Genomic DNA, 19,391 nt, shown 5'->3' on the forward strand with positions numbered 1-19,391 from the left:
GTGTTACGTAAGAAGCTCCGCCCGGGTCGGGGAGACGGCTCCGCCCGGACCGGGGAGACGGCGCCACCCCGATCACGCGGGCGGCTCCACCGGCTTACGGAAGCAGCTCCACCTGGATCTCGACCTCCACCGGCGCGTCCAGCGGCAGCACCGCGACGCCCACCGCGCTGCGGGCGTGCACGCCCCGGTCGCCGAGGACCTCGCCGAGCAGCTCGCTGGCGCCGTTGAGGACGCCGGGCTGCCCGGTGAAGTCGGACGCGGAGGCCACGAAGCCCGTGACCTTCACCACGCGGGCGATGCGATCCAGATCACCCACGACGGACTTCACGGCGGCCAGCGCGTTCAGCGCGCAGGTGCGGGCGAGGTCCTTGGCCTCCTCCGCGGTGACCTCGGCGCCCACCTTGCCGGTGACCGGGAGCTGCCCGTCCACCATCGGGAGCTGGCCCGCGGTGTAGACGTACGCACCGGACAGCACGGCAGGCTGGTAGGCGGCCAGCGGTGGCACGACCTCGGGCAGCGTCAGCCCCAGTTCGGCCAGCCGGGCGTCCACCGCGCTCACGCCTGCTTCTCCCGCTTCAGGTAGGCCACGAGCTGCTCCGGGTTGGGCCCGGGAACGACCTGGACCAGCTCCCAGCCGTCCTCGCCCCAGTTGTCCAGAATCTGCTTCGTGGCGTGGACGAGCAGCGGCACGGTCGAGTATTCCCACTTGGTCATGGGGCCGACTGTAGTCGCTGTTATCCACAGCCTCCCGCGTGACGGTGGCCCGGACTGGTTAGTCTCGAAGACGTGAGCAGGCTCCAGGTCGTCAGCGGCAAGGGCGGGACCGGAAAGACGACGGTCGCCGCCGCCCTCGCGCTGGCCCTCGCGACCGAGGGGAAGCGGACGCTTCTCGTGGAGGTCGAGGGCCGGCAAGGCATCGCACAGCTCTTCGAGACCGAGGCGCTGCCCTACGAGGAGCGGAAGATCGCCGTCGCTCCCGGGGGCGGGGAGGTGTACGCACTCGCCATCGATCCCGAACAGGCCCTTCTGGACTATCTCCAGATGTTCTACAAACTCGGCGGCGCGGGCCGCGCCCTGCGAAAACTGGGCGCCATAGACTTCGCGACCACCATCGCGCCCGGTCTCAGGGACGTCCTGCTGACCGGCAAGGCGTGCGAGGCGGTGCGCCGCAAGGACAAGAGCGGCGCGTTCCTCTACGACCACGTCGTGATGGACGCGCCCCCGACCGGTCGCATCACCCGCTTCCTCAACGTCAACGACGAGATGGCGGGCCTGGCCAAGATCGGCCCGATACACAACCAGGCGCAGGCCGTGATGCGGGTGCTCAAGTCACCCGAGACGGCCGTGCATCTGGTGACGCTCCTTGAGGAGATGCCGGTCCAGGAGACCGCCGACGGCATCGCCGAACTCCGCGCGGCGGGGCTCCCGGTGGGCGAGATCATCGTCAACATGGTCCGCCCCGAGGTGCTGGACGCCGCCGACCTGGAACTCGCCCGTACGGTCCCGCACGCCGACGTCGCCCGCGCGCTGTCCGCGGCCGGGCTCGGCGGCGCCCGCCGGGGCGGCAACGCCGAGCGGCTGGTCGACCCGCTGCTGCACCAGGCAGCCGAGTACGCCGAGCGGTACGCGCTGGAGCAGGAGCAGCGCGCGGTCCTCGCCGAGCTGGGTCTGCCGATGCGCGAACTGCCGCTGTTCGCCGAGGGCATGGACCTCGCGGGACTGTACGAACTCGCCACCGAGCTGCGGAAGCAGGGGTTGTCATGAGTCCGGACCCGGCACCGAACGCCGCCGGAGCGCCCGCCGAGGACGGCGAGCGCCCCGGACTGTCCCCCGCCCGCACGCTCGACGTGGACGCCCTCCTGGACGACCCCGGGACCCGGATCGTGGTGTGCTGCGGCTCCGGCGGAGTCGGCAAGACCACCACGGCGGCGGCGCTCGCCCTGCGCGCTGCCGAGCGGGGACGCAAGGTCGTCGTCCTCACCATCGACCCGGCCAAGCGGCTGGCGCAGTCCATGGGCATCGACTCGCTGGACAACGTGCCGCGCCGAGTGAAGGGCACCGAGGACCGCCGTCCGGACGCCGGGTCCGAGGACACCCCGGGCGGCGAACTGCACGCCATGATGCTCGACATGAAGCGCACCTTCGACGAGGTCGTGGAGGCGCACGCGGACCCCGAGCGGGCCGCCCAGATCCTGGCGAACCCCTTCTACCAGACGGTCTCCGGAGGTTTCGCGGGCACGCAGGAGTACATGGCGATGGAGAAGCTCGGGCAGTTGCGCGCCAAGGACGAGTGGGACCTGATCGTCGTCGACACCCCGCCCTCCCGCAACGCGCTGGACTTCCTGGACGCGCCCAAGCGGCTCGGCTCGTTCCTGGACGGGCGGCTGATCCGGGTTCTCACCGCCCCGGCGAAGCTCGGTGGCCGCGCCGGGATGGCGTTCCTGAACGTCGGCATGTCGATGATGACCGGCACGCTCGGCAAGCTGCTGGGCGGTCAGCTCCTGAAGGACGTACAGACCTTCGTCTCCGCGATGGACACCACCTTCGGCGGGTTCCGTACGCGCGCGGACGCCACGTTCAAGCTGCTCCAGGCGCCCGGTACGGCGTTCCTCGTGGTCGCCGCGCCGGAGCGGGACGCGCTGCGCGAGGCGGCGTACTTCGTGGAGCGCCTGGCGGCGGAGAAGATGCCGCTGGTCGGGCTGGTCCTCAACCGCGTGCACGCGAGCGGCGCCGGACGGCTGTCCGCCGAGCGGGCGCTCGCGGCTGCGGAAAATCTTGCGGAGGACCGCATTGTCGATCAGGGGGACGGGAAAGCTGGATCTCGTAACTCTCCCGACATGTACGGAAGTTCAGACTCCGCTCCCGAGGAACCGGCTCCCGGCGCAGGCTCCCCCGCCATCGGTCCGGACCGGTCCGTCGACGAGCTGACGGCGGGCCTGCTCAGGCTGCACGCCGACCGGATGCAGTTGCTCGCCCGCGAGCAGCGCACCCGGGACCGCTTCGTCTCCCGCCACCCCGAGGTGGCGCTCGTCGAGGTCCCGGCACTCCCCGGCGACGTACACGATCTGGCGGGCCTGCGCGACATCGGAGACCGTCTCTCCGAGGGCCGCACGGAACTGACCTGACGGGCGCCCTGGCCGGGCTCTCGGCGAAGGGCACGTGGACGTACGGCTCAGGTGACCGGCGTGAGCAGTGACGGCATGTCGGCGCGGTATGGCGCTGTCGGCACGTCAGCACCGGACAGTGCCGTCGGCGTCCCGGCTGCGGGCGTGCCTCGACAGAACAGCGGCCGCATGGCTGCGCCGGATCACGCGCCGCATGTCACGGCGCGCGCGACGGCGACGGCCGCACGCCGGCAACCGAGATCACCCGCGGCGCTGCGGTCATGCTTCCGACACCGCACGCGCTCGCGCAGCCACACGGGCGCGAGCAGCGAACGCACCCGTGGAGCCGGGCGACCGCCCAAACACCCCCGGACGCAAGGGAAGCAGCCGCCCCACCTTCCGCCGCGGGCCCTCCGGGCACCGCGGTCACACGCCTGCCGCCGCAGCACCCCGCCTGGATCACCCGTGCCCAGCGCACTCACGGCGAGGACACCCCCGGGCGAACCCCCGCGGAGCGGCGCCGCACATGCCCCTCCGGTCTATGCCGGAGGCAAGCTCTCAGCTCACCGCCGCGTAGTTCTCGTACACCTCGTCGTTGTCGAGGGGCACGATTCCCGCGCCGCGCTCGTACTCCGAACGAGCGGTCTCCAGCAGGCGTCGCCAGGAGGTGACGGTGGGGCGCCGGCGCAGCAAAGCGCGGCGCTCGCGCTCCGTCATGCCTCCCCACACACCGAACTCCACACGGTTGTCCAGCGCGTCCGCCAGGCACTCCGTCCGCACCGGGCATCCGGTGCACACCGCTTTCGCCCTGTTCTGCGCTGCTCCCTGAACGAACAGTTCATCCGGATCGGTAGTGCGGCAGGCGGCCTGCGCACTCCAGTCGGTAACCCAGCCCATACCGGCGCCGTCCTCTCCCGAATCGAGGCTCCCCCACGGCGGCAGCGGCATATTCACCGCCGCCAGTTGAGGACGTTACGGAAGGCGCGGACAGCGCAACACCCCCTTCGGGCCCAATCTTGAATGGCCCGAACGGACTATGGGTAAGCGGCAGATCACCCGGAGGAGTGAGCTGACGACATGCGTGATCATCCCGGCGAAGCGGGACGGTTGTGGCGTGTCACAAGGGGCGTCCGGTGACACACGAGGCGGATTCGGACACGCCCCGCCGGAAAGTGGGGGTACTCCCGGAACGATTCGGGGTCGCCGGACGTATTGCTCCATGACCGCACCGCTGTGACAGTTGAGAGCAGCTTAGGCCAATGCCTGTGCGCGTGTCCGGCGAATGAACAGGGACGCGCCCCGCCGCGCCATGCCATGACGCCCGCGCGCATCCATGGCGCCCCCGTGCCACCGGCGTACGTCACGATCCTGACCCGAACATCCCGAAGGACTGTCGGTCCATCGGAACGCTCATCAGTACGGATTAGGCTGCCCCCATGCCAAAGAAGCGCTCCGGCGGTGGCCTCTCGACGACGCAGCAGGCCGCCAAGTTCCTCGGTGTCAGTGTGCTGGCGGGGGCGGTGCTCGCGGGCATCGCGCTGCCCGCCGCGGGCGCGCTGGGTCTCGCGGCGAAGGGCTCCGTCCAGGGATTCGACGACATCCCCGCCAACCTCAAGAGCCCTCAGCTCAGCCAGCGCACGACCATACTGGACAGCCGGGGCCACCAGATCGCGACCGTCTACTCCCGCGACCGCACGGTGGTGGACCTCAAGGACATCTCGCCGTACATGCAGAAGGCGATCGTCGCGATCGAGGACTCGCGCTACTACCAGCACGGCGCGATCGACCTCAAGGGCGTGCTGCGCGCCCTGAACAAGAACGCGCAGGAGGGCGGGGTCGCCCAGGGCGCCTCCACGCTCACCCAGCAGCTCGTGAAGAACTACTTCATCGAGGAGGCGGGCGACGACCCCACCAAGGTCGCCCAGGCCACCCAGCAGACCCTCGGCCGCAAGGTCCGCGAGCTGAAGTACGCGATCCAGATCGAGGAGAAGCTCGGCAAGAAGAAGATCCTGGAGAACTACCTCAACATCACGTTCTTCGGGGAGCAGGCGTACGGCGTCGAAGCCGCCTCGCAGCGCTACTTCTCCAAGCACGCCAAGGACCTCAACCTCCAGGAGTCCGCGCTCCTCGCCGGCATCGTCCAGTCCCCGAGCCGCTACGACCCGGTGAACGACGAGGCCGAGGCGACCAAGCGGCGCAACACCGTGCTCCAGCGCATGGCCGAGGTCGGCGACATCTCCCAGGCGGATGCCGACCGCGCGATGGACAAGCCGCTCGGACTGCACGTCAGCCAGCCGAAGAACGGCTGCATCACGGCGACGCGCGGCTCCGCGTTCTTCTGCAAGTACGTCGAGAACGTCTTCCTGACCGACCCGACCTTCGGCAAGACCCGCGAGGAGCGCGCCAAGCTCTGGAACAAGGGCGGTCTGACGATCCGTACGACCCTGGACCCGCAGGCGCAGGACTCCGTGCAGGCATCGCTCAAGGACCACGTCTACAAGTCCGACAAGGTCGCCGCGGCCGCCACCCTGGTCCAGCCGGGCACCGGCAAGGTCCTGGCGATGGGCCAGTCGAAGCCGTTCGGCTACGCCAAGGACGAGACCGAGTACAACTTCTCGGTGGACAAGGCGTACGGCGGCTCCAACTTCGGTTTCCCGACGGGCTCGACGTTCAAGCCGTTCGTGGCCGCGGCGGCGATCGAGGGCGGCAAGCCGCCGACCCAGTCGTACTCCGCGCCGTACAAGATGAACTACCCGAGCCCCGTGCAGCGGTGCTCCGGCGGGCCGTACGTCAACACCAAGAACGAGACGGTGGAGAACGAGAACGAGTCCGAGAAGGGTCCGTACCGCATGAAGGAGGCGATGGCCAAGTCGGTCAACACCTACTTCGTGCAGCTCATCTCCGACATCGGTCTGTGCCCGGTGGTGAAGATGACCGACGCGCTGCACGTGGTGCAGGGCGACGGCTCGAAGCTGCCGCAGACCCCGTCCATCGCGCTCGGTTCGATCGGTCTGTCGCCGCTGACCATGGCGAGCGCGTACGCGACCTTCGCCTCGCGCGGCACGTACTGCACGCCGGTCGCCATCGAGTCGATCACCCGGAAGTCCGGCACCGAGGAGACCTCGCTCCCGGTCCCGAAGACGACCTGCTCGCGGGCGATGAGCCAGAAGACCGCGGACACGGTGAACACGCTGCTGCGCGGCGTGGTGGACTCCGGTACCGGTAAGGAAGCGGGTCTGACCGACCGCGAGAGCGCGGGCAAGACAGGTACGACGGACGAGCGCAAGAACGCCTGGTTCGTCGGCTACACGCCCAACCTGGCCGGTGCGGTGTGGGTCGGCAGCGCCCAGCAGAACGTGAAGATGGCCGGTGTCACCATCGGCGGCGTCTACCGCCCGCTGGTCTACGGCGGTGAGGTCCCGGGTCCGATCTGGAAGGACGCCATGGCGGGCGCCCTCGTCGGCAAGGCAGCCCCGGACTTCCAGCTCGTCGACATCCCCGACGACGATGACGACGACCACGGCAGGGACGGCGGCCGTGACAACGGCGACGACAACGGGCGTACGGGCGGCAACCACCGGGGCAACCCGGGCGGCGGCGGTCTGATCGGCGGTCTCTTCGGCGGTCTGACGAACGGCGGCGGCACGGGGACGACGGGCGGCACCGGCGGTCGTACTCCCGGTACGACGAAGCCGACCGTCACGGTGCCCCGGAACCCGACGCAGGGGCAGGGTCAGGCGAACGGCGGGGCGAACGGCGGCCGCCGGAACTGAGGGACATGAACGACTTCGGGGCCGCACCTACTGCGTGAGCAGGGGGTGCGGCCCCGAAGTCGTGTCAGGGGGACTCGCGCGCGGAATCCTCGCGCGCGGAGTCCCGCCGGGGCTTGTCAGCCCTGGAGGAGCTTCTTCACGACGGCGGCGACGCGACCGCCCTCGGCAAGACCGGCGACCTTCGGGTTCACGATCTTCATGACGGCGCCCATGGCGCGCGGACCCTCGGCACCGGCTGCCCTGGCCTCCTCGACCGCCTGGGCGACGATCGCGTTCAGCTCGTCGTCGGAGAGCTGCTTGGGCAGGTACGTGGCGAGGATCTCGCCCTCCGCCTTCTCCCGCTCGGCCGACTCCGCACGACCACCCTGCGCGAACGCCTCGGCCGCCTCGCGACGCTTCTTGGCCTCCTTGGTGATCACCTTGAGGACCTCGTCGTCGGACAGCTCGCGCTTCTCCTTGCCCGCGACCTCTTCCTTGGAGATCGCGGCCAGGGTCAGCCGGAGCGTGGAGGAGCGCAGCTCGTCGCGCTCCTTGATCGCGGCGTTGAGGTCGTCGTGCAGCTTCGCCTTGAGCGTGGTGGTCATGGTCCGATTGTCGCAGGTGCGGTGCTCGGGACGCGCCCCGATTTCACTGCCCGGGCTCTTGGTCCCTTCCGGCCCGAACTCCCTGTGCGCCAAAGGGCTCCCGGTCTCACCGTCGCGCCGGGGTCTGACACGATGGTCGTATGCGCGCGCGATATGGAGTACCCCTGGGGATCATGGCGGCAGGCGCCGCCGGAGTGGCGTACGCGGCGGGGTTCGAGGCCCGCTCCTTCCGCCTGCGACGAGTGACGGTGCCGGTGCTGCCGCCGGGCATGCGCCCGCTGCGGGTGCTCCAGGTCTCCGACATCCACATGGTGAGCGGCCAGGGCAAGAAGCGGCGCTGGCTGCAGTCGCTCGCGGGACTGCGCCCCGACTTCGTGATCAACACCGGCGACAACCTGTCGGACCCCGAGGGCGTTCCCGAGGTGCTGGACGCGCTCGGTCCGCTGATGGAGTTCCCGGGCGCGTACGTCTTCGGGTCCAACGACTACTACGGCCCCAAGCTGCGCAACCCCGCGCGTTATCTGTTCGAGAAGGCCAGCGGGCGCCACGGTCTGAACGGCAACGCGCCCGCCACCGGCGTGGTCCACAACCCCTGGGAGGACCTCCGGGACGGTTTCGACTCCGCGGGCTGGCTCAACCTGACCAACACCCGGGGCACGCTGAAGATCGACGGCTCCACGATCGAGCTGACCGGTCTGGACGACCCGCACATCAAGCGCGACCGCTACGCGCGGGTGGCCGGGGGTCCGACGGCCGGGCACGACTTCTCGATGGGCGTGGTCCACGCGCCGTACCTGCGCACGCTGGACGCGTTCACGGAGGACGGCTATCCGCTGGTCCTCGCCGGTCACACCCACGGCGGCCAGCTCTGCATCCCCTTCTACGGCGCGCTGGTCACCAACTGCGACCTGGACACGGACCGGGTGAAGGGGCTGTCGACGCACTCGGTGGACGGGCGGACGTCGTATCTGCACGTGTCGGCGGGGTGCGGGACGAACCGGTACACGCCGGTGCGGTTCGCGTGTCCGCCGGAGGTCACGTTGCTGACGCTGGTGGGACGGGTCTAGCGATCCTGGGCGCTCGCGGGTTGGCGTACCCCTCCCGGAGTACGCCAAATAGCCCCATTCATCCCTTATGCCTAGCGTGAGGGCATGACCGCACCGATACCCAGGGACATCCCGGACCTGCCGGCGATCCCCAGCCCGCCCGTGCTCCAGCCGTCGCCGGTGCCGGTGACGGCGGTGGTGGCTCCGATCCGACGGCCCTGGGTGGCGCTGTTCCGCCTGGGAACCGCGCTGCTCGCGCTGGCCGGGATCGCCCTGGAACTCATGATCGGCGCCCCGTCCCGCATCCTGAGCCACTTCGGCGTCCAGGCGGCGGCGCTGCTCGCGGTGGTCATGCTCCTGTCGGCGTCACGCTCGTGGCGGGCGCGGAGGGCGCTGCCGTCCGGGCTGTCGGGGGCGGCACTCCTCTACATGGTGACGAGCGCGCTGACGTACCACGTGCTGCTCGCCCATACGACGCCGCCGTTCTCGATGACGGGCACGTCGGCGATCCCGGAGCGGTGGCACGCCCAGTGGGGCGCGCTCCAGATCCTCTACACCGTGCTGCCGCTGGCGGCCCTGCTGGACTGGCTCCTCTTCACCCCCGCCCCCCGCCTGCACCTGCGCCAGGCGGCGGCGTGGCTGGTGTTCCCGCTGGCGTACCTGATCTTCACGCTGACGCGGGCGCTGTTCATCCCCTCGGGCAGCCCGCGGGGCCGCTACCTCTACCCCTTCCTGGACGCCGCCGCCCACGGCTACCGCAGCACCCTCGCGAACGCCCTCCTCATCGGCCTCGCGATCTACGCCCTCGCCCTCCTCCTCATCGCCCTCGACCACACCCGCCCGACCCCCACCCGCCGCCGCGTCTGACCCCACCCACAACCGGATTTCGCCCTCAGCCCCCAGTGGGCTAAAGTAAACGACGTCGCCGCGACAGCAGCGACATCGGGGTGTAGCGCAGCTTGGCAGCGCGCTTCGTTCGGGACGAAGAGGTCGTGGGTTCAAATCCCGCCACCCCGACAGTGAAGTACCAGATCAGGGGCCTGATCCGCTTAGCGGGTCGGGCCCCTGAGTGGTTCCTGGGGCCCCTTTGGGAGCCGTTTGGGAGGCGAGTTTGGAATCTTGGCTCCCAAAGGGTCTGCTCCACCGGCAAACTCGGCAGGCGCATCGACCAGCTCTTCGGCACCAACCTCTTCCTCCCCCGCCCAGACACCATGCTGGCAGTCGGCGCCACGAATCCTGCCCATAAGGTGGCCGGCCTCAATGCCGCCTAGGGCGAAGCCGACCACCTCACCCTCCTCATGTATGACTTATGCGGCCGTAGCGACTACGAGTGGTCAGAGGGAATCGTGGCAACGTTGGATCTAGGGATCGTCGGTCCCGCACAAAGCGATGATCTCTACCACTTCACCGGCCGTGTCGGATCACAGCCTGCGGCGGTCCCGCAGGAGATCCAACACATGACCCCGCAGGAGCGGCTGAACAACATCCTGACGGAAGAGCAGCTGCGAGCCTTCCCGCCCTTCGGCGCGGTCACCCCGTGTGTGTGCTTCTCAGAAAGCCCCCCTGCCCACCTGAGCCACCTCATCGGCCTGGGTCGCTTCCAGCCTTGGGGGATCGTCGTCAGCCGATACGGGCTCCTCGACCTCGGCGGAGGCTCAGTCGCCTACGTCCCAGAGGCCGTACATGCACAGTTCAGGGAGGCAGGGCTCGAGCACTGGAGCGTTCGCACCGGAACGGATTCAGCCTGGATGCACGAGCGGGAGTGGCGGCTTCCCCGAACCGACGGATACGTAAGCATCCGCAGCGTCAGAGCCATCCTTGTCGGCGACCCAACTTGGCGACCCTCGCTCGTCGAAGCCGCCTGGGTCGACGGATCCACCGGGGAACCTCTGCCCGGCCCGAACGGCTATCCGTTTGCGCAGCCGATCATGGACCTGCCTCGACTCTGGCGCGAGTCAGAAATCTGGGTGTGGGACGCCCAAAGGCAGTCGGTGAACAGCTACCCGCCTGGCGCACTGAGTTGATGCTCGCCCCAGCCCATACCGAGAGCATGGTGGGCTCGGGCATCATCGATACGAGGTGCTGTGCCGACCGAAGTCGGACGACGCTCCCGCCCCATCTTCAGGCCGAAGCGTGCAGACAGCCAGACCGGACGCTCGGGACGGATTGCCCGCCTGGCATGCAGAAGCCGCGCTATTGACGCAAGGACACAGGGACAGGGCCGGGCACGCTGCCGTTGACGAAACACACGTCAAACCACCGGCCCTTCCGAGACCGAGATCAGTCACCGTCCCCCTCGACCTCGCCGCTTCAACGGGCCTCGCACGCATGCACACCACGCGCATCACTCAACCCACGCATCGCGTGAACGTGACTGCGCACGCGATTGCCCTGTCAAAGCAACGCCATATCGTGATGAATCGTCACATATATTCATCTATCAGCTAATTCAGGCTGACAGGCGCCGCGCGTTCGATGTCGTTGATCACATCCGCTCGGACAGCCTGGGGGTGAGCAGCTCCAGCGCTTCCTCCCAGCGGTAGCGGTCGGCTCCGCCGCCGGCCTTCGGCCGGTGAGGCTCGTACGAACCGATCAGTACCCCCATCTCGCGCAGCCGGGCCAGGCTCTGTCCATACGCGGGATGGGCTGCTTGCGCGGAATTCACGTACGGCAGGACGGCGGTGGGGATCCCGAAGCCGTGCGCCTCGCACAGGATGCCCAGGGCGAGCGTGTCGGATATCCCCGCCGCCCACTTGTTGACCGTGTTGAAGGTGGCCGGGGCCACCGCGATGGCATCGGCGGGCGGTAGCGGACGCGGATCACCGGGGGAGCGCCATGCCGAGCGGATCGGGTAGCCGGTCTGGGTCTCGACGGCCGTCGCGTCCAAGAAGCCCAGGCCCTGCGGGGTGGCGACGACGCCGACATCCCAGTCCGCCTCCTGCGCGGCAGTGATCAGCTTGCCGACGTCGCCGGCGACTCCGGCCGCGCACACCACGACGTACAGGAACGGCTTCTTGGTCTGCTGGTCCGGCTGGTCGCTCACGCGGGGACTCCCAGTTGACGACTGAAGTGATGCAGTGCGGGCAGCGTACGGCGGCGGTCGCGGGCGGCCATGTCGGCGACCAGCTCCCGGACGGCGGGGCGGCGGATGTCCTGGGCCGCACAGCTCTCGGCGATGCGCAGCGTCTGGTACCCATCGGCGAGACGGCCCTGCTGGCTGTAGGCGCGGGCGGCGTCGACCCACAGGGCGGCACGGCGCTCGGGGACCGGGATGTGCCGGCGCATGAGCGGCCGGGCTGCCTCCAGGGCGATGCCTGCGTCGCCGAAGGAGACGGCCGCGCTGACCTGGTGGAGGGCGACGTTGGTGGGGCTGAAGTTCGCCCAGGCGTCGGGCCGGTCGAAGGCGACGTAGCGAGCCACCTCTCGGGCTTCGGTGAGGAAGTCCTCGGTGGTGTCACGGTCGCCGTTCCTGCTTGCCGCGGTCGCCCCACGAAGCAGCAGCAGGCCGACCGCTGCCAGGTAGCGCGGCGACCGCTGGTCGTAGGCGCCGGTGAGTTGGTCGGCGGTGTGGCGGATGATGTTCACCGCCTGTGGGGTGTGCTTCTCTCGGACGAGGACGTGGGCGTGAACGCGGACGCTGGCGGCGAGGACGACCGGGTCTCCGGAACGCTCCGCCTCGGCCATGGCGCGACCGGCCGCGAGCCAGGCGTTGCCCTGATCAGCCCGCTTCAGCAAGAGGCTCACTGACGTCTGGTACGCGGTCGCGAGCAACCCGGACGCCTCGGCCGTGCCGGATGAGCCCCCGACTGCATGGCGCAGGTCGGCGATCAGCCCCGGCAGGGTGCGTTCCAACTCCGTGTACTCGCACGTGCAGAACAGCCGCCGTACGGTCCGTGTTCGAACGCGCAGCCCGTTGATGTCCAAGGCTTGGCCCGTGGCCGTTGGGCTCATGCCGGGCAGCAAGACCCGAACCAGGTCTTGATGCGTTGCGGCGGGCGAAGTCGGAACCGCGAGCGCGGCGACGCCTGCGGCAAGAAGGGTACGGCGGTGCATGTCCTCTGCCTCAAGGTCCGAGGTGCTGGTATTCGGCGCGGCAGCGAGGCCAAGGTGGTGTAGCGGGATGTTCAGCGCCTGCGCGACCTCACGCAGCATGCGGACATCGTCAATACCCCGGCCACTCTCCAGGCGGCTCACCTTCGACTGGTGATACCCCAGTGCGGATGCGACGTCTTTCTGCGAGCGCCGCTGTAACACGCGTGCCCGACGGATCACTTCGCCGATCCGTCTCGCCTCGTTCTGCCCCTCGGCCATCTGTGCCACGGCTCCTCCTGCCGCCGCCGATCCTGCCCGTTCAACCGAGCGTAGCCGAGGGGCGATTGACCGTGATGCAGCTCCTGCATAAGTGATGCAGCCACGGCACCCGGTGTGGCTCCGCTTGTGCCTGGCGCGGTTGCGTGGAGGAGCAGCACCGATCCAGGAGGTCACTCATGGAAGTGCACCAAGTCCGTTTCCCTGTCTCCGGCACACCTGGTGCAGCTACGGCTGCACGACAGCAGCTCGCGGGCGTGATACGGACCTGGAATGCATTCCTGGGGCCCGAACTCCTGGACACGGCAGAGCTGGTGGCCGCCGAGCTGATCACGAACGCGGTGCGGCACGCGGGACACGGGCCGATCTCAGCCGGCGCGCGCCTGAGCGACGTGCGTCTGCTGATCGAGGTGACAGACACGAGTCCTGACCTCCCGCAGGTCGGTCTGCCCGACACGGACGAGGAAGGAGGACGCGGCCTGTTCCTCGTCGCCGCGCTCGCGGATCGCCACGGATTCGATCAGGTGCCACGAGGCAAGCGCTGCTGGGCCGAGTTCAAGGTCAGCGCACCGCCTCAGCCCTCCCAACGCTGCCCCTTGCAGAGGAGTTGACTGTTGACAGCCGTACGGATTCCCCCAATCGCAGCCGAAGTAGTCGCCATCCGGCCCGGCAGCCCGCTCACCGGTTCCGTCGAGGTCGACGGGTCCAAGAACGCGGCGTTGCCCCTGCTGGCCGCCGCCGCGGCGATGCACCGGCCGGTGCATGTGGGCAACGTTCCGAGCAACACCGACGTCGAGACCATGCTCACCCTGCTTCAGCAGGCCGGCTGGCACACGGCCCGCCCCGTCAGCGATCCACACACCGTGGTGATCCTGCCGAGCGACAGCATCCAGTCGGGTCCAAATGCCGACACCGCCGCGCGCATCCGAGCCTCGTACTACCTCGTACCCGCGCTGCTGGGCGCGTATGGGCGAGCCCGACTTCCCTGGCCGGGCGGCTGCCGCATCGGGGAGCGCGGGATGGAGCAGCACTTCACGGTCTACGAGCGCTTCGGTGACCGCGTGACCGTCGACGACCACGGCTACCTCGTAGAGGCAGCATCCGCCCCGACCGGCACGGTTTCTATCATGCTGCCCTTCCGCTCTCGGGGCGCGAGTATCGCCGCTCTCCTGCGTGCGGTCGTAGCCGGACGGCCGCTGCGTCTTGGCCAGCCGAACCTGTCACCGGAAGTGCTCAGCATCGTCGGAGCGTTGCAGGTGGCCGGATGGGAGTGCCGGGTCAGCGAGTCCGTACTGACGCTCGCGCCGCCCCCGGCTGCTCCCACCGGGACCATCACCTGGAGAGTGCCCGGCGACAAGATCGAGGCCGGAACGCTGGCCTGTGCGGTCGCGGCGACCGGCGGCGACGCGCGCATCTGCGGCGTCCGCGGCGATGACGTCGCTCCTCTGGTCGCCGCCCTGCGATCGCTCGGCGTACCCGCCGAGACCGAGGGCGACGTGCTCGCGGTGCAGGCTCGGGGCTCCCACCCTGCCGACAAGCCACTGCGAGCCATCGCCTCCCTCTCCCCCGGCGGTCTGGACGCCGACTTCGAACCACCGCTGATGGCGTTTGCCCTCACCCGCCCCGGTACCCATCTGTTCGCTGACACCATCAACCCGGGCCGCCACGGCAACCTCTTACCGCAACTCGCCCGCCTGGGCGCCGAGATCCACGAGGTCTCGCCCACCGAGTGCCGCTTCACCGGCCCGCAGCAACTGGTCGGCGCCGGGGTGGAGGCAACCGACATCCGTACGGGCTCCGCCCTGCTCATCGCCGGCCTCACCGCTCGCGGCGTCACCACCCTCGGCGGGCTCGAACAGCTCCGGCGCGGCCATGCCGACCTGCCCACCAAGCTGCACGCCCTCGGCGCCGACATCTGCGAGGTCACCCCGTGAGCCGACAGCTCCGGCGGATCATCGCCACGACCGACGTGCATTCCGCCTTCGACTCGGCCGCAGCGATGCTCGCCCACCTCCACGCCACCAGGGCCGACAGCCTGATCGTGGACTGCGGTGACTTCTTCGAGGGCAGCGGCTTCTACCGCTTGGGCAACGGCCGGATCGAGCGGCAGGTCCTCACCGGCCTCTACGACCTGCTCGCGCCGGGCAACCACGGCTGGCCGCACTACTTCGAGCCGGCGCTGCACGAGATGACCGTATGCGCCAACGCGGTCGACGAGAACGGCCAGCCCCTCTTCGACCGCGTACGCATCAAACGCATCGGTGGCCGTCGAGTCGCCGTCACCGCAGTGATCGGGCCGCAAGCGTTCAACGCGGTTCCCGTCGACCAGCGCGCAGGCCATCAGGTCACCGATCCGGCCCAGGCCCTGCGGAAGGTGATGCTGGAGCACCACCACTGCACCGACGCCTGGATCGTGTTGTCCCACTCCGGCTTCGACGAGGACCTGAAGCTCGCCGCCGCGTGCCCGTTCGCGGACGTCATCTTCTCCGGTCACTGTCACAGCGACACCTACGGCCCCCTGCACATCGGCGACACCCTCGTCGTCAAGGGCCACGAGCTCGGCCTCGGATACGCCACCGCGGAGCCCGTCGGCAGCGGCTGGGGCGCCCACGCGTGCGCCTTCCCGGACTCGGTCGCGATCCCCGAGGGCCTCGCCGCACTGCATGAAGAGATCAGCCTCGTGGCACGGACGCTGACGAGCCCACTCGGCACGGTGAACGAGCCCTACCGCAATACCCCGTTGGACCGGCGCCGCCTCCTGGCCGAGATCGCCGGCCGACTGCACTCCGGTCTCGGCGCGGACGCGGTCATCCTCAACGAGACCGCCCTGCGTTCCACCTCGCTCGGCCACAGCCTGACCCTCGGCGACCTGCTGTCCATCGAGCCCTTCGACAACCAGCTCGTCCACGCCTTCCTCCCCGACGAGCACGCCCAGGATCACGACAAGCTGCTCGACCACCTCACCGAACGGGTCGGTCCGCTGGTCATCACGCCCGAGCCTCTGCCGTCCACGATACGCAGCGTGCTGACCACCGACTACCTCGCCGACAGTTACCTCGGCGGACGCACGCACCAAGCCGGACTCCGGCTGGCGCAGGCCGCACGAAGCGTCCTCGCCACGCCCTTCTCCTCGACCGCCGGCCTCATCGAAGGAGGCGAACAATGATCCTCACCGGACCCGAGATCACCGCCGCGACCCACGACGGCCGCCTGGTCATCAGCCCCTTCGAGCCGGACCAAGTCAACCCCAACAGCTACAACGTCCGTCTCGGTCCGACGCTGCTGACCTACACAGCCACCGAGATCGACGCCCACCGCCCCAACCCCACCCACGAGGTCGAAATCGGTCAGGACGGCTACGTGCTCCAGCCCAGCGAGCTCTACCTGGGCCACACCATCGAGCACGTCGGCTCCGACACCTTCGTGCCGCTGCTGTTCGGCCGCTCCTCGGTCGGCCGACTGGGCCTGTTCGTGGAGATCACCGCCCCGATCGGAGACATCGGCTTTCACGGCCAGTGGACGCTGATGCTCTCTCCGATCCGTCCGTTACGCGTCTACGCGGGCATGAAGATCGGGCAGATCATGTTCTTCCTCTCCACCGGCGCCATCGACCTCTACCGCGGCAAGTACCAGGCCGCTGCGGGTGCCCAGCCGTCGGCTTACTGGCGCGACGTCACAAAACTTCGGACGGTGGCCTTGTGATCCTCACCGGCCCCGCAATCGCCGCCGCCGTCCAGACCGGCGAGATCACCATCGAGCCGTACGACCCCGCCCGGCTCTCCCCGAACGCCTACGACTGGCGTCTCGGCGACACACTCCGCGTCTGCGACGGTGACCTCGACGCCGCCACCCCGACCGTGTTCATCGAGCAGTCCATCCCCGCCACCGGCCTGGTGCTGCAGCCCGGGACGCTCTACCTCGGCGTCACGCTGGAGAAGACCGGTTCGGAGATGTACGCACAGATGCTCAACGGCGACCGCACCATCGGCGCCCTCGGCATCTGGGTCCACGTCTCAGCCCCGCTCGGCCACCAAGGCCACGCCATCCGCTGGACCCTTGAAATCCGTGCCGCCCGGCCCGTGCGCGTCTACCCGGGGATGACCTTCGGAAAGCTCGTCTTCCTCACGGCCTTCGGCGCCCCGATCAGCTACCAGCAGCAACCCGCCAAGTACGCGTCGACGGACGGCATCGACATCTCCCGCCTCTACGAAGAGATTCCCGGGGGGCCCTGTGAGCTCCCGCTCGGCCACCGGGCCGCTGGTCGCCACTGTCTTGGACCTACCCGTTGGAAGCCCTGGCGGCAGCGTCGAGCTCTTCCTCGACCTCTATACGGGCGACCGCCCCCTCATTCCTGCACGCGCGTTCATGCTGGGCCCTTCGAATCCCAGCCGCCTTCTCCCCACTGGGCTCAACCTGCTGCCCGTGTCGGGGAAATGCCTGGAGGGTTCCGCCTTCGGTCGCTACGTCGGGGCCCTTCGCAGGGCTCTCGCGATGGCGATCGACCCGGCCCAGATCGGCGTACTTCATCTGCAGCACCTCGCGTTCGGTGCGGCTCCCGCCCTGATGCGGGCGCTACCCCTGCACCCCCGTATCGCCTTGGTCCACGGCACGGACCTGATCTTCGCCGAGGCCCACCGCGACCAGCTCCAGGTCCTACGTGAGACCGCCAGGGCGGCCGACGCGATCGTCGTTCCGACGGGGGCAATGGCCGACCACCTCCTCAAGCTCGCCCCACAGATCGACCGCCGGAAGATCACCCACATCCCCTGGGGCATCCCCGACCACCTGCTCACCGATCCACCGGCCCGACCCACCCGCAGGTCCTCCAGCCACCTACGCCTGCTGTACGCAGGACGGCTGACCGCCGAGAAAGGTGTCGAGGCCCTGGTCAAAAGCGTGGCCCCGGTGCCAGGTGTTGAACTGAGCATCGCCGCCCCCAGAGCCCAGTTCCATGCCCTAGCCCCGCTACTGCAACGGGCCGGCGTAAGGGCCCGTTACCTCGGCTGGCTCCGCCGTCCACAGTTGTGGGGAGCGTTCACCGAGCACGACGTACTGGTCATGCCGTCAACCACCCTGGAGGCCATGGGCCTGGTCGCGCTGGAGGCCCAAGCCTGTGGTCTGCCCGTCCTCTACCAACCCGTTCCCGGCCTCAGCGAAGCCCTCGCCGCCTCCGGCGTTGCCACCGACTTCACCCACTCTGCCGCCCTGGCCCGTGACCTCGACCGGCTGCGCACCTCCCCCGGCCTGTTGCCCGCTCTACGGCAGGCGGGGTACGCGAACGTAGCGCGCTATCCGCTCTCGGCGACCGCACGGTCTCTGACCGAGCTCGGCCGCCAACTCGCCTGAACGGCCCTTCGAGCGGTCGGCCACGCCGCTGCCCGGCCCGCTCCGTGAACGTCACTACGCTGGCCGGCGGGATGCCCCAGCGAAGAGGGAGACCATGACGTACGACATCGACCGCATCGAAGCTCTGCTCGACGAGGGCGTCCGCGGCAAGGTGTACCCCGGCGCCGTGTGGGCCGTCGGCGACGCCCATGGCATCCGCGCCCAAGGCACCACTGGAGTCCTCGACCCCGACGAGCCGGACGTGCCGATGCGCGCTGACACCGTCTTCGACGCCGCCAGCCTCACCAAGATCCTCGCCGTCTGGTCATCCATCGGCGCTCTGTGGGAAGACGGTGCCCTCGACCTGGACCAGCCGCTGGGCAGCTTCTGGCCGGAGGTCTCCGGCCACCCCATCGGCACCGTGACCGCGCGGCAGCTGTTGACGCACACAGCCGGCCTTCCCTTGCGTGCCCAGCTGAAGAACCTTTACGGCACCGACAAGGAGGACATCCGCCGAGGCGTGCTGCACGAGCAACTCCACCGGCCACCAGGCGAGGCCGTCGAGTACACCGACCGGGCCGCACTCATCCTCGGCTACCTCACCGAATATCTCTCCGGTCAGACCTTGGACCAGCTGGCCACCGTCCGCATCTGGCAACCACTGGGCATGGAGAGCACCCGCTTCGGCCCACTACCCGATCAGATCGCAGATCGCTGCGCCCCAACCGAGTACAACCGGGACACCGACACTCACCTCAAGGGAACCGCCCACGATTTCTCCGCGCGCCTCTTGGGCGGCGTCTGCGGCATCGCTGGCGCTTTCACCGTCCTCGACGACCTCACCGTCTTCCTTCGCTACCTGCTGGACGTCGGTACCGCGCCGCGGCGCGCCGGATTCGGCCGCGATTGGACCACGACATCACTGACCGTCCAGACCGGCACGTTGACTCCCGTGCGTGGCCTGTTCTGGCACACCGCTCCCGGGACAGCTCTGGTCGATGACGTCTGGGTCCACTACGGATTCACCGGAACCGGCACATGGATCTCACCCCGCCAAGGCCGGTGGGCCGTACTGCTGACGAACAAGCTGTACTACACCCGTGACCGGCAGCCCTTGACCGACGTACGTAACGCCTTCCGTGGTCTGGCCTTTTCGCCGGATGAATCCCCATCTGTGTAATTCAGCCCCTCTGTACCGCCAATGCTCCGCGCTCCCGCACGCGCCTCGGTTGTCAGAGGCGGGTGCCATGC

The 19,391-nt window shown here is 69.0% G+C and carries 18 protein-coding genes, 1 tRNA gene and 1 pseudogene; 14 read left to right on the forward strand and 6 right to left on the reverse strand.

What is annotated here, in order from left to right; translation table 11 throughout:
* Window positions 1-94: 94 nt before the first annotated feature.
* Window positions 95-559 carry a RidA family protein gene (locus IF655_RS00190; RefSeq protein WP_199581334.1) on the reverse strand — a complete coding sequence of 155 codons (465 nt, stop codon included), beginning with the start codon at window positions 557-559 and terminating at the stop codon, window positions 95-97.
* Entirely contained in the window at window positions 556-714 is a 159-nt protein-coding gene (locus tag IF655_RS00195) for a DUF4177 domain-containing protein (RefSeq protein ID WP_018547934.1), read from the reverse strand. Before IF655_RS00195 ends, IF655_RS00190 begins: the two co-directional genes overlap by 4 nt.
* Window positions 715-786: 72 nt before the next feature.
* Between IF655_RS00195 and IF655_RS00200 the strand changes: the two genes are divergently transcribed.
* Window positions 787-1,764, forward strand: coding sequence for an ArsA-related P-loop ATPase (locus IF655_RS00200; protein WP_199581335.1), 978 nt, complete (start codon window positions 787-789; stop codon window positions 1,762-1,764).
* Window positions 1,761-3,125 (forward strand): ArsA-related P-loop ATPase, encoded by a 1,365-nt coding sequence (locus IF655_RS00205; protein WP_199581336.1) that lies wholly within the window; start codon window positions 1,761-1,763, stop codon window positions 3,123-3,125. Before IF655_RS00200 ends, IF655_RS00205 begins: the two co-directional genes overlap by 4 nt.
* Window positions 3,126-3,662: 537 nt before the next feature.
* Here IF655_RS00205 and wblA read toward each other — a convergent pair.
* Window positions 3,663-4,001, reverse strand: a complete 339-nt coding sequence (gene wblA, locus IF655_RS00210; protein WP_018547931.1) for a transcriptional regulator WblA — start codon at window positions 3,999-4,001, stop codon at window positions 3,663-3,665.
* 539 nt (window positions 4,002-4,540) lie between these two features.
* On the opposite strand from wblA, the gene IF655_RS00215 reads away from it, so the two are divergent.
* On the forward strand, window positions 4,541-6,877 hold the full coding sequence (locus IF655_RS00215) for a transglycosylase domain-containing protein (protein WP_199581337.1): 2,337 nt from the start codon (window positions 4,541-4,543) through the stop codon (window positions 6,875-6,877).
* A 116-nt stretch (window positions 6,878-6,993) separates the two neighbouring features.
* Here the strand turns inward: IF655_RS00215 and IF655_RS00220 are convergent, their stop codons facing one another.
* Window positions 6,994-7,461, reverse strand: coding sequence for a GatB/YqeY domain-containing protein (locus IF655_RS00220; protein ID WP_199581338.1), 468 nt, complete (start codon window positions 7,459-7,461; stop codon window positions 6,994-6,996).
* 140 nt (window positions 7,462-7,601) lie between these two features.
* Between IF655_RS00220 and IF655_RS00225 the strand changes: the two genes are divergently transcribed.
* From IF655_RS00225 to IF655_RS00240, 4 genes are all read left to right on the forward strand, one after another.
* Window positions 7,602-8,528, forward strand: coding sequence for a metallophosphoesterase (locus tag IF655_RS00225; RefSeq protein ID WP_199581339.1), 927 nt, complete (start codon window positions 7,602-7,604; stop codon window positions 8,526-8,528).
* Between the two features lie 84 nt (window positions 8,529-8,612).
* Entirely contained in the window at window positions 8,613-9,374 is a 762-nt protein-coding gene (locus tag IF655_RS00230; RefSeq protein WP_199581340.1) for a Pr6Pr family membrane protein, read from the forward strand.
* A 76-nt stretch (window positions 9,375-9,450) separates the two neighbouring features.
* A tRNA-Pro gene (locus tag IF655_RS00235) sits at window positions 9,451-9,524 on the forward strand.
* 440 nt (window positions 9,525-9,964) lie between these two features.
* Window positions 9,965-10,531, forward strand: coding sequence for a hypothetical protein (locus tag IF655_RS00240; protein WP_199581341.1), 567 nt, complete (start codon window positions 9,965-9,967; stop codon window positions 10,529-10,531).
* A gap of 461 nt (window positions 10,532-10,992) precedes the next feature.
* Here the strand turns inward: IF655_RS00240 and IF655_RS00245 are convergent, their stop codons facing one another.
* Both IF655_RS00245 and IF655_RS00250 read right to left on the reverse strand, forming a co-directional pair.
* Window positions 10,993-11,550, reverse strand: a complete 558-nt coding sequence (locus IF655_RS00245; protein ID WP_199581342.1) for a flavoprotein — start codon at window positions 11,548-11,550, stop codon at window positions 10,993-10,995.
* Window positions 11,547-12,818 (reverse strand): helix-turn-helix domain-containing protein, encoded by a 1,272-nt coding sequence (locus IF655_RS00250; RefSeq protein ID WP_199581834.1) that lies wholly within the window; start codon window positions 12,816-12,818, stop codon window positions 11,547-11,549. Before IF655_RS00250 ends, IF655_RS00245 begins: the two co-directional genes overlap by 4 nt.
* A 176-nt stretch (window positions 12,819-12,994) precedes the next feature.
* Here IF655_RS00250 and IF655_RS00255 point away from each other — a divergent pair, with 176 nt between their 5' ends.
* From IF655_RS00255 to IF655_RS00280, 7 genes and pseudogenes are all read left to right on the forward strand, one after another.
* Window positions 12,995-13,426, forward strand: a complete 432-nt coding sequence (locus IF655_RS00255) for an ATP-binding protein (RefSeq protein ID WP_199581343.1) — start codon at window positions 12,995-12,997, stop codon at window positions 13,424-13,426.
* A gap of 3 nt (window positions 13,427-13,429) precedes the next feature.
* Window positions 13,430-14,749, forward strand: coding sequence for a UDP-N-acetylglucosamine 1-carboxyvinyltransferase (locus IF655_RS00260; protein WP_199581344.1), 1,320 nt, complete (start codon window positions 13,430-13,432; stop codon window positions 14,747-14,749).
* Window positions 14,746-15,981, forward strand: coding sequence for a metallophosphoesterase (locus IF655_RS00265; RefSeq protein WP_199581345.1), 1,236 nt, complete (start codon window positions 14,746-14,748; stop codon window positions 15,979-15,981). The genes IF655_RS00260 and IF655_RS00265 overlap by 4 nt, the downstream gene beginning before the upstream one ends.
* Entirely contained in the window at window positions 15,978-16,517 is a 540-nt protein-coding gene (gene dcd / locus IF655_RS00270) for a dCTP deaminase (protein ID WP_199581346.1), read from the forward strand. The genes IF655_RS00265 and dcd overlap by 4 nt, the downstream gene beginning before the upstream one ends.
* Window positions 16,514-17,041: pseudogene (locus tag IF655_RS30920) on the forward strand (deoxycytidine triphosphate deaminase); the annotation flags it as partial. The gene dcd and the pseudogene IF655_RS30920, both read left to right, overlap by 4 nt.
* A gap of 4 nt (window positions 17,042-17,045) precedes the next feature.
* On the forward strand, window positions 17,046-18,161 hold the full coding sequence (locus tag IF655_RS00275) for a glycosyltransferase family 4 protein (protein ID WP_199581347.1): 1,116 nt from the start codon (window positions 17,046-17,048) through the stop codon (window positions 18,159-18,161).
* Window positions 18,162-18,255: 94 nt separating this feature from the next.
* Window positions 18,256-19,320, forward strand: coding sequence for a serine hydrolase (locus IF655_RS00280; RefSeq protein ID WP_199581348.1), 1,065 nt, complete (start codon window positions 18,256-18,258; stop codon window positions 19,318-19,320).
* The last annotated feature ends 71 nt before the right edge of the window (window positions 19,321-19,391 follow it).

This window comes from Streptomyces sp. DSM 110735, assembly GCF_016482685.1.
In the GTDB taxonomy this organism is placed as follows: domain Bacteria; phylum Actinomycetota; class Actinomycetes; order Streptomycetales; family Streptomycetaceae; genus Streptomyces.

Excerpts from the sequence above, each read along its gene's own strand:
- IF655_RS00195 (WP_018547934.1), bottom strand. The coding sequence starts at position 714 with ATGACCAAGTGGGAATACTCGACCGTGCCGCTGCTCGTCCACGCCACG.
- IF655_RS00205 (WP_199581336.1), top strand. The coding sequence starts at position 1,761 with ATGAGTCCGGACCCGGCACCGAACGCCGCCGGAGCGCCCGCCGAGGAC.
- wblA (WP_018547931.1), bottom strand. The coding sequence starts at position 4,001 with ATGGGCTGGGTTACCGACTGGAGTGCGCAGGCCGCCTGCCGCACTACC.
- IF655_RS00215 (WP_199581337.1), top strand. The coding sequence starts at position 4,541 with ATGCCAAAGAAGCGCTCCGGCGGTGGCCTCTCGACGACGCAGCAGGCC.
- IF655_RS00220 (WP_199581338.1), bottom strand. The coding sequence starts at position 7,461 with ATGACCACCACGCTCAAGGCGAAGCTGCACGACGACCTCAACGCCGCG.
- IF655_RS00225 (WP_199581339.1), top strand. The coding sequence starts at position 7,602 with ATGCGCGCGCGATATGGAGTACCCCTGGGGATCATGGCGGCAGGCGCC.
- IF655_RS00230 (WP_199581340.1), top strand. The coding sequence starts at position 8,613 with ATGACCGCACCGATACCCAGGGACATCCCGGACCTGCCGGCGATCCCC.
- IF655_RS00240 (WP_199581341.1), top strand. The coding sequence starts at position 9,965 with ATGACCCCGCAGGAGCGGCTGAACAACATCCTGACGGAAGAGCAGCTG.
- IF655_RS00250 (WP_199581834.1), bottom strand. The coding sequence starts at position 12,818 with ATGGCCGAGGGGCAGAACGAGGCGAGACGGATCGGCGAAGTGATCCGT.
- IF655_RS00255 (WP_199581343.1), top strand. The coding sequence starts at position 12,995 with ATGGAAGTGCACCAAGTCCGTTTCCCTGTCTCCGGCACACCTGGTGCA.
- dcd (WP_199581346.1), top strand. The coding sequence starts at position 15,978 with ATGATCCTCACCGGACCCGAGATCACCGCCGCGACCCACGACGGCCGC.
- IF655_RS00280 (WP_199581348.1), top strand. The coding sequence starts at position 18,256 with ATGACGTACGACATCGACCGCATCGAAGCTCTGCTCGACGAGGGCGTC.